Below are 12,180 nucleotides of genomic sequence, written 5' to 3'. Positions count from 1 at the left end.
CCTCCTGTTTACGCAAAATCCTTTTTGCCTAATCGTTGTTTTACAAAAATGACAAATATAATTAAAGCTATTAATCCTGAAATTGCACTACCTGCGAATAAAATACGATAACCAAATATTTGTGAAACAAATCCAAGTAAAATTGCACCTAATCCAATACCTAAATCAAATGCGGTAAAGAATGAAGCGTTAGCAACTCCTCTTTTACTCGGAGCAACAATTGTAAGCATCGCTGCTTGCAAAGCAGGTTGTGCTGAACCGAATCCAACACCGTATAATGCCGCTGCGATAATTACACCCATTAAACTATTTGAAATAGTTAATACAACTATAGCTAAAATGGTAATACATAGTGCCGGGAGTATGATAAATACTTCTCCATACTTATCTAATAATTTCCCTGAAATCGGACGTACAATTGTTAAAGCAATTGCATATACAAGAAAGAACGTCCCAGGATTCACATCAATTGATGACGCAAATAACGGTAAAAACGTTGTTATGCCTCCGTATGCAAACGATAAAAAGAAAACAACAATTGTAATTGATAAAACGGATTTTTCAAATAGCTGGATTTTCCCTTTTTCTTTTTGTGGCGTGAATGGCACTTTCGTTATTAACGATAATACGACTGCCATAAAGGATAAAAGAGTTGCTAATAAGAATAGGCCATGAAATGAATAATTTTGTACAACCCATAATCCAATCATCGGGCCGATTGCCATCGCAATTGTCATCGCCATCCCATACCAGCCCATTCCTTCTCCGCGGCGTGAATCTGGGATAATATCAGTTATAGCTGTCCCAACAGCTGTTGTAGAAACGGCCCATGTCACGCCATGAATAACGCGTAAAACCGCTAAGAATATAATAGTTGTTGCTAAATTATAAGAAAACATTGTTAGTCCAAAAAAGATAAGTCCCCAAATAATAAAAGATTTCCTACCATATTTATCTAACATACCTCCAATAATCGGTCGTATCATTACTGCCGCTATTGTAAACATTCCCATCATCAGTCCAACTTGTGATTCATTTCCACCAATCTCTTTAATAAAGAGCGGGAGCGTTGGAACAAGTAAATAAAACCCTGTAAATAAAAATAACATCGCGATAGTCATTTGAATAAATGATTTCGTCCATAATCGTTCCATTAAAATCCCTCCATAAACACGTAAAATATTGCAATCAACACATCAATTGTATATTTTTCATGTTCCCTTGCCCTCCGCTAATAGACGTATCTTTTCATACTAAATGGTCCACGATCAATTTAATTTGGTCTTACGACTTTGTACGTATGTTTCATTCGAAAGTCTTATCCATATGTACCTTTATAGCTGTTAAAAGAATATACTACTTTATCATTAAAACTTAGGAGTGATTGTTTTCATGTGGGTATCACCAAGAATAACCGCCGTTGTCCCATCAGTTCCCTCAGTACATGTGCCTGCCGTCCATACAGCCAGTTCCGATGTTGGTATCGAACTCCCCGCTTCCTGGCAACAATATCAATTCCCTGGCCAAGTCAGTCCGTCATTTTGGCATCACGGTACACACCCTAGTAGTACCTCTTATTATCACCCTAGCTATCCCCAAGTAGCTCCAACTCAAATTTTCTATCATTTCCCATCAATTTACTTTCAACATTTCTATGGTACTTTTAACATTTAAATATAACTACGAAAAGAAATTCTCCCTAAAAATAACAAAAAGCACGTAAGGAACCATTTTTACGATCCCTTACGTGCTTTTTAAATACATTCTTATATATTTTACTTGTTATCCATTATCGGAAACGGCCTCTCCAATGTTCCCTCCGGTACTTGGTTGCGTTGGATTCTCTTGGCCGCCACCAGTAGTTGGTGGGGTTGGAGTTCCTTGACCACCTCCAGTAGTTGGTGGGGTTGGAGTTCCTTGACCACCTCCAGTAGTTGGTGGGGTTGGAGTTCCTTGACCGCCTCCAGTAGTTGGTGGGGTTGGAGTTCCTTGACCACCTCCAGTAGTTGGCGGGGTTGAAGTTCCTTGACCGCCTCCAGTAGTTGGTGGGGTTGGAGTTCCTTGACCATTTCCATTATTTTGTTCATTTTGCTTATTTAATTCATCTTGTTTCTTTTGCTCTTCTTGCTTCTTTAGCTCTTCTTGTTGCTTAAGTTCATCTTGTTTCTTTTGCTCTTCTTGTTTTTTAAGTTCTTCCTGTTTCTTTAATTCTTCTTGCTTTTTCTCTTCTTCAGTTTTTTGCTGTTGGTCTTGTTTTGGTTGTTCCGTTGTATCCGGTACGCTCGTATTTGGAGATGAATCACGTTTTTCACCTTTTATACGTAACTCGCTACCTTCTTGAATAACACTACTTGGCATTTTAAAGCGTGATTTATCTGTAGCCATTTCACTCATCATTGATTTAAAGATCAACTGTGCAATTTTCGTATTTTTACTACTAATATACTCGTCTTTACCATCTTTCATATATCCAGTCCATACTGCCATCGTATATTGCGGTGTATATCCTGCAAACCAACTATCACGAGTTGCACTTTCTGGAATTCCATATTGTGCTAGTTGTTTTGAAGAATAGTTAGTTGTACCTGTTTTACCAGCTACATCTAAAGAGGCCACATTTGCCGATGTACCAGTACCTGATGTAACTACAGAACGAAGCATATCAGTAATCATATATGCTGTAGAATCCGCCATAACTGGTTTTGGTTTTTGTCCAAAACTTTGTGACTTGCCATCTGGATAAACTACTTTCTTAACAAAATGCGGCTTCGTATACTTACCGTCATTCCCAAATGCCGCATAAGCACCTGCAATTTCAGTTGGTGACGCTTCATTTGTACCGATCGCTGTTGATTCTGTCGGTGCTACATTAAATGTAATACCTAATTTCTCAGAGAACTCTTTCGATTTACTAATACCTACCTCTTTAGCTGTTTTAATAGCTGGGATATTACGTGACTTTGTTAGTGCTTCACGCATTGAGATTGGCCCTAAATGACTTCTATCTGCATTTCTCACTTCTTGGCCAGTTGAATACTTAAATGGAGAGTCATCAATTTGATGATAAGTAGCCCATTTTAAATATTCAATTGCAGGAGCGTAATCAAAAATTGGTTTCATCGTTGAACCAGCTGCACGATCTAATTCAATTGCCATATTATGCCCTTTAAATACCGCTTTATTTTCACCACGTCCGCTACCTATAGCACGAACTTCTCCTGTTTTCGTATCCATAAATGTGAAAGCACCTTGGAAGCTCTCATTTGGATAATTAATAATATTGTCATTTAAAATCTTATCAGCATAATTTTGTGCTTTTGGATCCAATGTTGTATAAATTTCTAAACCATCAGAACCAATATTAGCATCTGGTAGTTCTTTTTCTACTTCTTTCACAACCGCATCCATAAATGCAGGATATGGCATTGTTTGTACAGTTGCAGTCTTAAGTCCCTTTGTTACTGGAACTTTTGATGCTTCTTCCATTTCTGCCTTTGTAATATAACCATGTCGATTCATTAAGTTTAGTACAGTATTTCTTCTTTCTGTTGCCCTTGGAACATTTTCTGATTTCGTTGGATCATAGTTATTTGGTGCTTTCGGTAAACCTGCAAGCATCGCAACTTCTGGTAATGTTAAATCTTTCAATTCTTTACCGTAGTAGTTTTGTGCTGCTGTTGCGATTCCATATGAACGATTACCTAAATTAATTTTATTTAAATACATCTCTAATATTTCATGTTTTGAATATTGCTGTTCTAGCTTATACGCCAAATATATTTCCTGAACCTTACGCTTTGACGTTTTTTCCATCGATAAGAAGTAATTTTTAATAACTTGCTGCGTTATCGTACTACCACCTTGAGAGCCATAATCTCCCTTAAGACTAACTAAAACTGCACGAGCAGTACCTTTAAAGTCTACTCCACTATGCTCATAAAAACGTGCATCTTCTGTCGCTAAAAATGCATTTTCTACCAATTTAGGAATTTGATCATACGTAACATTCGTCCGTTTTTCTTTCCCGTATTCATATACCAAATTCCCGTCTTTATCATAAATTTTTGAGGATAACGGATTAACAAGTTTTGTTTTCTCAAGTTTCGGCGCGTCCTTTATCATAACGAAAAAGGTAGCCACCCCTGCCACTAAACCTACAATACCAAGTAGTAAACAACTAATTAAAAATTTACGGAAAAACGATGTTTTACCTTTTGGTTTCGTTTTTTTAGAAGCTGGCTGTTTTTTCTTTTGAACTTGTCTTCGCTCCTCTCGAGAACGATAATTTTCTGACATGTTACTTTCTCCTGCCTTTCAATTCTCCCGTTGATTTACTTAAAAATATTGAGGTCACTTTCACAAATACATTTAGTCAAGAAAGTATATTGACCTGGAGCATTCAATATTTTCCTAATTCACAGATTATAAATTTTAGAATACTTCTTATACAAACTATTTTCACTTCTATTTTTCTAATAATACTGCCCCTTAAAGCATAGAATGTAAGAAGTGAATTTTGAATACCTCGTATAAATAATATACCTTTTTTTCAAATGGTCAATATTTTCTTATTGATAAATCAAAGGTGAAATAAAAATAGCACAACGATATGTACTTCGTGTGAACTTCCTTATAATTACGTATAACAAACATTTAATATATTGCATATAAGTATAATACTCCTTTAATTATTAGGATTTCAACACGACAATCCCCTTCTCTACAAGAAACCATCTAAAATGAAAAATAAGGAGTTGCGTAATGATGAAACTATCTCCCGTTATTTCAAAAAATTTAGTTGCTGTTGGCTATAATCCTTTTTCTATGATTTTACGTATTCAACTAAAGAATGGTATGTATGATTTCTTTAATGTGCCAGAAAGCATTTACACCGGTTTATTAAACGCACACTCTAAAAGTTATTATCATAATACTTATATTAAAAATTCTTACCGCTATACTAAAATTTAAACTTGATTGGCATACAAAAAAGAAAGGAGAATCAAATCCCCTTTCTTTTTTGTATGCCAATCGCAATTTACCTTCTATTTCTTTTATTAATTTCATCGTACGCTTGAACTTGTCTTTTAAGTCGCCTATCGGCTTTTTTATCATGTACGACAAGAACTGCGTGTATCGCTCCTGGAACCCAAAAAATTAAGGTTAAAATGAAATTAATAATCGCTTGAAACGGCTTTCCGCAAAATAAAACAGCTACCGGCGGAAGTAGAATTGCTAATAAGTACATCATGTCTGAAAAACTCCTTACTGTTTATTTTTCAATTCTTACCCATCCATCTCCTACACTATCAAACCTATGAAATCATTTTATTTCTAAAAGCGTATATAAGAACTCATCATTACAAAAATCACATATAATAGTATAACTAAATGAGGGGCCTCTCACTAACGTTAACAAGCTATTTTCACCTGTTCGTTTATATGTATATTCTACGCCTATATGAAAAAGCCTACAAAAAGAATTATCACATCAATCTTGTCCTACTTCTAAAATTGAAATACTCCAAACTTCATTTAAAAGAGTATTTCATTTCCTTTTCTTAGATTCCAATCTTTGTTCCTCTACTATTTCTGTTAATCCAATTGCTGAAATTACAGTACCTATTGCCTGTATCCAAATACCTATTAGCCCTATTATACGTTGATCTTCTTTATCTATATTACTGTCTTCATTTCCCTCTTCTTCTTTTGATATATTGTGAATACCTTCATATGCTTGTAATCCTGCACCTAAACTTTGCATTGAATTCCCTAATACAATAATCCACTGTATTCCATTTTTCTCATTCAATGCTACTTCTACTCCTAAAAAAGCTCCAATTGATTGCAAACTATTTCCAGTAATTATAAGGAAATCATTTTCTTTCATTTGTTCATTTAGATTAAAATACGTTCCTATTACATTAGAAATATTACCTAAAGCTAATAACTCAATCCCCGTCTTTGCTAGCGCTTTATTTTTATTATCTATAGCTACATCTTGCTTCTCACATTCATCTTTCGCATCAATAGTTGCTATAATTTGTAATATATATCCGAGGGCTTGTAATGAACTCCCTACAATAACAAGATCCGACTCAATCTTTTCTTCTCCTGCAAACCCTCTAGTTATTCCAATAGCTGCTATAAGATTTCCTCCTACTTGAAACCATGCCCCTGTCAATTCTAAATCGCGTAGGTTCATTTCCCATCACCTATATTAAAATTTTCTAGTACATTCGAAATAAACAAATATCACCTTTAATTCATTATTTTATTTTTCATATGTAATTTTGTGCATCACTTTATGTACTAATAATACAAAAGAGCACATTTCAGGTGCTCTTTTTGACAGGAGTTTCTCGATGAATGTATAATTTGCAAATGTTTCCTACATACTTAAATATATGCTTGTCCTTCAAAACTGTGAATATAACATTTAATACCTATCTGAACATTAAATGTATACCGGACATGTCAATGAATCTCCGTTTTTATCTATTGATATATTTAATATATAATGAATTGCTTTATGTGACCACATTTCAGGTGTAGGAGATTCTTTTACATATTGAGGTGCACATAAGTGAAGCATTGGAGTGCTAATACTTCCACCTGGATCTAAAGCAACTACTGCCATGCCACTTGGCAGTTCCATTGCCATTGACTGCGTGATACCTTCAATAGCAAACTTCGAAGCACAATATGGCGCAAGTTCAGCCTCGCCTTCTCTTCCCCAACTAGAGCTCATATTAATAATAATTCCTTCTTTCCTAGCTATCATCGCCGGGACGAACGCCCTAATGACATTTACTACCCCGTTCACATTTACACTCATTACACTTTCAAATTCTTGAGCGGTAACTTTCCATAGCGGTGCATTTTGATTAACAATCGATGCATTATTTATTAACATATCGGGAGCCCTATACCTATTAATAATACGACTTGCCCATTTACTAACTTGGTGATGATTTGAAACATCAATTATTTGAAAATCATGTGAAGCACCGTAATATTTATTAAGCTCTTCAATTTTATTTTTTGAGCGTCCACACCCTGCTATGTTCCATCCCAATTCATGAAACCTATCAACCATTGCACGTCCTAACCCTTGCGTTACTCCAGTAATAATTACAAGTTTCCCAATGTCGTTTCGCTCCAACTTCATCTCCTCCTTTCCATTAATATTACTCTTTTTATTCTTATTCAACTTCTCACTTAAGTATCAATTCATTTCATACTTTAGAAGTATTTTTGATATTACATATTACAAACAAAAAGAGTAACTATCATAGTTACTCTTTTTGTTTGTATCGTTATTATTTTTAAATTGTATCTTCTCTTCCCTACATTTCTCACATCGATAAATATAGATTACACCTTAATGAAAGTATATTTATGTTTATGGTTCGATTTATCCAAATACTTTTCAATCCACTTTTGCAACTTAACAGAGCCCACCTCTATCAAAGAATTTCCACCTAGTCTTATAGTATACTTTTATTTAGATTCTCAATCTCATTTTGCAACTTTTTAAATTGCTCAAAATGCATTGTTATAGATTGAATACTATTCCTTTCAACATTTTGCTTTACTAATAAAACGCCTGTATCGTGAAAAATCGCTTCAAGTTCTTTCCTTATAGATACTTTCGTAATATATGCTGTTTTAATTGCCGATAAAATTGCTATTTCATTAAACTTTAATTTTATTTCATTAGGACAAAATGCTTTTTCGATCAATGTAACATCATTACTATAAATAAAAGCAACAAGTTTACTTGATTCTGCATCTGTTAAATCCACTGTTTTTATAACATTATCCATTACATTTTGCTTCCTTTAATTCCGTATATATTAATTATTCAAATTTGTTCTTTTTAAAATTCAACTCTTCGTTAATTTTAACATACTTTTTGCTCGATTGATTAAACAAAGCTTCAAACATTTTTCTATTCCGGAATATTTGTCAAATGAACCAATTAGACTGTACCTTCATATAGTAATGCAAACAATTACTTATAAAGCAGGTGAAAATTATGCCCTCAGTTGTTGGGAATTTAGTTGTACAAAATAGTAACGGATCTTTTAACTTAGGTGATTTCTACAACGTTTCTCCAAAAGAGAATACGAAAGCTTATAACGGCTCTGGCGCATCTAACGTTGGTTTCGTAGTGAACACTTTTAGTGGGGTTAGCGCGACTAATACATTTGATTCTGATCTAGCAGATCAAAACCAAGTTGGTACGGCCTAACCAGATCTGTAATCATTTTTGTATAACATTTTAAAATTTGTCTATACTATACTCAGGCTGATACACAGCTATCGTCGATTTTTTGAGTGCCAATCTTTTTCTCCCTTTCCCTGGGACTAAGCAGCTAGCTTGCATCTAGCTGCTTTTTCATTTAGTTCTTCACCTCTTCAAAAAAATTAGGCTTTTACAGGTAGCCTGACTCACAGCCGAATTTTGAGGTGTAAATCTAATTGCCCGCAAATAGCTGGATAAATTAAAGAAGCTAAATTTCAAAATCCAGCTTCTTTCATGTTACATCAATTATATCCAAAATAGAAAATACATACGTTTTATAAAACGCATCTGTACAAACCACATTCTGCTGAATTGGATTTATATGAACCACTGTCATATAACTTGTAAGTATGTACCCTTCTTCAAAATATGTCACTAACATCTCTTCTTCAGAAAATAATGAAGTTAACAATTTGTCAGAAATACTTTCTTTCGCTTCATTCGTTATTAGTGGTCTTTGGACTTTTAATTTTTCTCCAATAATTTTTCTCATACTTAATAATTGTTCCGACATTACTGTAAACGGAACCCACTCTCTTCCTTTTTCCTGTATCTTTACATAATTCATTTTCTTTACTCCTCAATTTTCTACATCTATCTATTCATAAAAACAGAAACTTTACTTCTAAATACACTTTATCCATCTCTTATTTATATGTAGCGTAGCTTTCTAATTCAAAACTATTTATGCATTTGTAGAAATCTCCACCCTAAAAGAACATTTGTTCTAATTATACACAAACGAACGTTCTTTCGAAAGTGCAACATGTAAATTTTTCAAACAAAATGCAACTTTAATCTATGAAATTTATTCATACTCATTGATTACTTCCTTTTATTAATCAAATTTCTTTGCACTTCCTATCACATCATAGAATACGTGCAGCAACAATAAAAGCGACTCCACCTAATGTGAAGTCGCTTTTATTGAACTAATTATATTTCTAATTTTACTTTTCTATCCTAACTAACGTTCTTTCTGGAATACAAATTTCAGCTACATCTCATTAACCATCCTTCAACAAAAGCATATACTTTTATTATGAACGAACTCACAAAGCTTTAGAAACTTATGATGTAAAACAATTCATTCCTCATAAGTTTCATACATATCGACAATTACTACCATTCTTTAAATTATGTCCTCTATTCAATTTCTAAGAAAATATATTTAGTTTATATTTAACAAAATTAATTAACTACAACATTATCATTTCAACATTTTGCGAAGTAATTGCTTATTCCTTTTTATTTACACCAAAATTTTCTATTGTAATTCTTAATATTTAAATGTAATATTGTATTGTCTTACTATCTATTTATAACTCACACACTAACGAGAAAAGGGAACTCTATATGAGTTCCCTTTTCTATTGAAAATTAAAAAACAGAAATATAGCACTATGCTAAATCTCTGTTTTTCTTCTAAACCTTACTTCTCATCTAAGAATTTAAATGTATCTTTAAATTCATTATCTGTTACTTTAATATCCGCTTCTTTCAATAGATCATTGATTACTTGTTGTTTCCATTTACCTGTCGTATCTTGTAGTCTTTGTTGTTCTAAATCTTTTCGAATCGTATCTTTCACTTCATCAAATGGTTTCAATTCTTTTTTATCCGTCACTTTTATTATATGATAACCATATGATGTTTTTATTGGCTCACTTACTTGTCCTGCATCTAATTTATATGCAGCTTCCTCAAATTCTTTCACAGTTTGACCAGGGGCAAAACCAGCTATTTCTCCGCCCTGTTCCTTTGAACCACTATCTTCCGAATATTGTTTCGCTAAAGCAGTAAAATCTTCACCATTATTTATTTTCTCTTTTACTTCTTTCGCAGTTTTTTCATCTTTCACTAAAATGTGACTTACCTTCATTTCTGGTTTATGGTTATCTTTCACATCTTTATCTGTGACAGTCGCTCTAATCGCTTTCTCAAGTGCAATTTCTGGCTTCATTCTCTCTTTTAATTCATCTTCATTTTTTAATCCTACTTGCTCTAAAGCCACTTTAAACTTGTCACCCATTTGTTCCTTCGCTGCTTCTACTTGTTTTTTAGCTTCTTCATCTGAAACTTCATATTTATCTAGCAATGCCTTATTTAACATCATTTGAGATAAAGTACTTTTTCCATATGTTTGCCTTAATTCTTTACTTAACTCCTTCTCTGTCACGTTTCCTACTTTTGATGTTGCAACATTTTCTGAGGAACCACACGCAGACAATGTTAGTGCCACACATGTAATAATAGTTCCCATAAATAGCTTTTTCTTTTTCAATTCAAATACCTCACTTTGATAAATGTATATTAGGAACTATACAGCGCTATTGTGAAATTAATGTGTTTTCCGCAAGTATTTCTCTTCATGCCAGAGACAAGCTTTATTAAATACAAAAGCCGGCATAAAGCCGACTTTTTAACATCATTTAATCTGCACATGTTCTTCTTTGATCCATTTGTTCCCATCTATATCTATATATCCATCTTGACGATTCCAAATACGATAAGGGACCTTCCCATCGACCGCACCTGTATCATTCCCGTTTGGTCCATCGTACGTTCTAATTTCATATCCAGGTGTGTATTTTGAATATGCATAAAACCATTGTACATTAAAATGTTCTAACTTAGCCCACTGCTGATCACCACCCAAACAAATCATATCTTTTTCGCCACCTCCCCAATAACCTTTAAAGATTAAATATGGGATTTTTTTCGTAAGTCTTCCTGTAAACTGTGGATTCGCAGGTTTTTCATATAAATTAATGCCGTATCCATCATCATATTTTGAAACTGCAATACCAATTCCATTTGGTTGCTTACTATCTCCAATACTAGATTGATTTGTTTGATTTGAACCTATAAACCAAGAAAGATTTTTATTCCCAATTAATTGATTTAAATCACATTTTCCAATACCAGGAACATTTCCTGAATCAGTATATTGCCAAATATCACAAGGATATGCTGGTTTATTCCCTCCATAACGAGGAATCCAAATAAAATCAGCATCAATATTGCGAGCTCCAAATGATACATACGTGTGATGTCCTACATATAAACCAATTTTTTTTGCACCTAATCGGCGTAATTCATCAATAAATGCTTGAGTCCCACCTTGTATATCTACCATTGTTTGAACTTCTACATCTGCCACCCAAAATTTGGCGCTTTTATCGCCACGATTCCAAAAATCTTGCGCTTCTTTTTTTGCATCTGAAATAGATATAAAACGGCAAAATGCATAATTTCCAAATGGAATACTACGTTTCTTCATTTCTTTCACATAACCTTGATACATAAAATCGACCGTATTCGAACCATCTTGAACTCTAGCAATAACTAAATCTATCTGAGACGCTGCAATATCCCAATTAATATTTCCATTCCATTTCGAAATATCTACAATATAACCCATTACTAATCAACTCCTTTTTATTATCTTATTCAAAGCTTGTATTATTGCTAGACCCGTATGCCTAATAGTAAGCTTCTATAAGACAAATAAATATATTTTCATCATTTTTTAAAACTAAATAATTTCTTTTTATCCATAATAATCAAGTTCTTCTTTTTTGCATTTGTAAACGATAGACTTACGTTTATTTCATACTAAATATTGGGATAAAACTATAAATAATGTGCATACTATATATAAGCAACTTTTGCTTATACTCATGAATGACCTCCAAGATTTTACAATTTGTTATATAGAGACAAGTTAATTACTGCTTATTCCCTCGTACTAGTATTTTTTCAAGCTTATTTTTAACATGATATATATTTTTTCACAGCACTATTTTGATACGTATTAGAAAAGACTTTTCCGATTTAGGAAAATGCCCTTTCCTTTTCACCGTTTA

The 12,180-nt window shown here is 33.4% G+C and carries 12 protein-coding genes and 1 pseudogene; 3 read left to right on the top strand and 10 right to left on the bottom strand.

Features of this window, described 5'->3' with window-relative positions:
* Positions 1-8 precede the first annotated feature (8 nt).
* Positions 9-1,154 carry an MFS transporter gene (locus tag MR071_RS13990; RefSeq protein ID WP_242236485.1) on the bottom strand — a complete coding sequence of 382 codons (1,146 nt, stop codon included), beginning with the start codon at positions 1,152-1,154 and terminating at the stop codon, positions 9-11.
* 238 nt (positions 1,155-1,392) lie between these two features.
* Here MR071_RS13990 and MR071_RS13985 point away from each other — a divergent pair, with 238 nt between their 5' ends.
* Complete coding sequence (locus tag MR071_RS13985) at positions 1,393-1,674, top strand: hypothetical protein (RefSeq protein WP_242236482.1); 282 nt, start codon at positions 1,393-1,395, stop codon at positions 1,672-1,674.
* Between the two features lie 101 nt (positions 1,675-1,775).
* Here MR071_RS13985 and MR071_RS25795 read toward each other — a convergent pair whose 3' ends face one another.
* Together MR071_RS25795 and MR071_RS13980 are read right to left on the bottom strand one after the other, a co-directional pair.
* Positions 1,776-2,069 (bottom strand): magnesium transporter MgtE N-terminal domain-containing protein, encoded by a 294-nt coding sequence (locus MR071_RS25795; protein ID WP_375337511.1) that lies wholly within the window; start codon positions 2,067-2,069, stop codon positions 1,776-1,778.
* A 322-nt stretch (positions 2,070-2,391) separates the two neighbouring features.
* Positions 2,392-4,122: pseudogene (locus MR071_RS13980) on the bottom strand (transglycosylase domain-containing protein); the annotation flags it as partial.
* Between the two features lie 639 nt (positions 4,123-4,761).
* Here MR071_RS13980 and MR071_RS13975 point away from each other — a divergent pair.
* Positions 4,762-4,971 carry a KTSC domain-containing protein gene (locus MR071_RS13975; RefSeq protein WP_002157941.1) on the top strand — a complete coding sequence of 70 codons (210 nt, stop codon included), beginning with the start codon at positions 4,762-4,764 and terminating at the stop codon, positions 4,969-4,971.
* A gap of 67 nt (positions 4,972-5,038) precedes the next feature.
* On the opposite strand, the gene MR071_RS13970 is transcribed toward MR071_RS13975, so the two are convergent.
* The 4 genes from MR071_RS13970 to MR071_RS13955 all read right to left on the bottom strand — a co-directional run bounded on the left by MR071_RS13970 (position 5,039) and on the right by MR071_RS13955 (position 7,829).
* Positions 5,039-5,251, bottom strand: coding sequence for a YqaE/Pmp3 family membrane protein (locus MR071_RS13970; RefSeq protein WP_002065263.1), 213 nt, complete (start codon positions 5,249-5,251; stop codon positions 5,039-5,041).
* A gap of 297 nt (positions 5,252-5,548) precedes the next feature.
* On the bottom strand, positions 5,549-6,205 hold the full coding sequence (locus MR071_RS13965) for a DUF6944 family repetitive protein (protein WP_242236476.1): 657 nt from the start codon (positions 6,203-6,205) through the stop codon (positions 5,549-5,551).
* Positions 6,206-6,457: 252 nt separating this feature from the next.
* On the bottom strand, positions 6,458-7,165 hold the full coding sequence (locus tag MR071_RS13960) for an SDR family oxidoreductase (protein WP_242236474.1): 708 nt from the start codon (positions 7,163-7,165) through the stop codon (positions 6,458-6,460).
* Positions 7,166-7,490: 325 nt separating this feature from the next.
* The gene (locus MR071_RS13955) at positions 7,491-7,829 is read right to left on the bottom strand and encodes a hypothetical protein (protein WP_002148138.1); all 339 of its coding nucleotides are present in this window, start codon (positions 7,827-7,829) and stop codon (positions 7,491-7,493) included.
* Between the two features lie 212 nt (positions 7,830-8,041).
* Here MR071_RS13955 and gerPF point away from each other — a divergent pair, with 212 nt between their 5' ends.
* Positions 8,042-8,257, top strand: a complete 216-nt coding sequence (gene gerPF, locus MR071_RS13950) for a spore germination protein GerPF (protein ID WP_001141569.1) — start codon at positions 8,042-8,044, stop codon at positions 8,255-8,257.
* Between the two features lie 286 nt (positions 8,258-8,543).
* On the opposite strand, the gene MR071_RS13945 is transcribed toward gerPF, so the two are convergent.
* From MR071_RS13945 to MR071_RS13935, 3 genes are all read right to left on the bottom strand, one after another.
* Positions 8,544-8,879: a YolD-like family protein gene (locus MR071_RS13945; protein WP_242236471.1), complete on the bottom strand. Its 336-nt coding sequence runs from the start codon at positions 8,877-8,879 to the stop codon at positions 8,544-8,546.
* Positions 8,880-9,743: 864 nt separating this feature from the next.
* Positions 9,744-10,595, bottom strand: a complete 852-nt coding sequence (locus tag MR071_RS13940; RefSeq protein WP_242236457.1) for a peptidylprolyl isomerase PrsA — start codon at positions 10,593-10,595, stop codon at positions 9,744-9,746.
* 144 nt (positions 10,596-10,739) lie between these two features.
* Positions 10,740-11,735, bottom strand: a complete 996-nt coding sequence (locus MR071_RS13935; RefSeq protein WP_242236455.1) for a glycoside hydrolase family 25 protein — start codon at positions 11,733-11,735, stop codon at positions 10,740-10,742.
* Positions 11,736-12,180 lie beyond the last annotated feature (445 nt).

It is taken from the genome of Bacillus cereus group sp. BfR-BA-01316 (assembly GCF_022664195.1).
Classification (GTDB): Bacteria; Bacillota; Bacilli; order Bacillales; family Bacillaceae_G; genus Bacillus_A.
The sequence above is the reverse complement of the archived record's forward strand: the minus strand, read 5'-3'. Positions and strand labels throughout refer to the sequence as shown.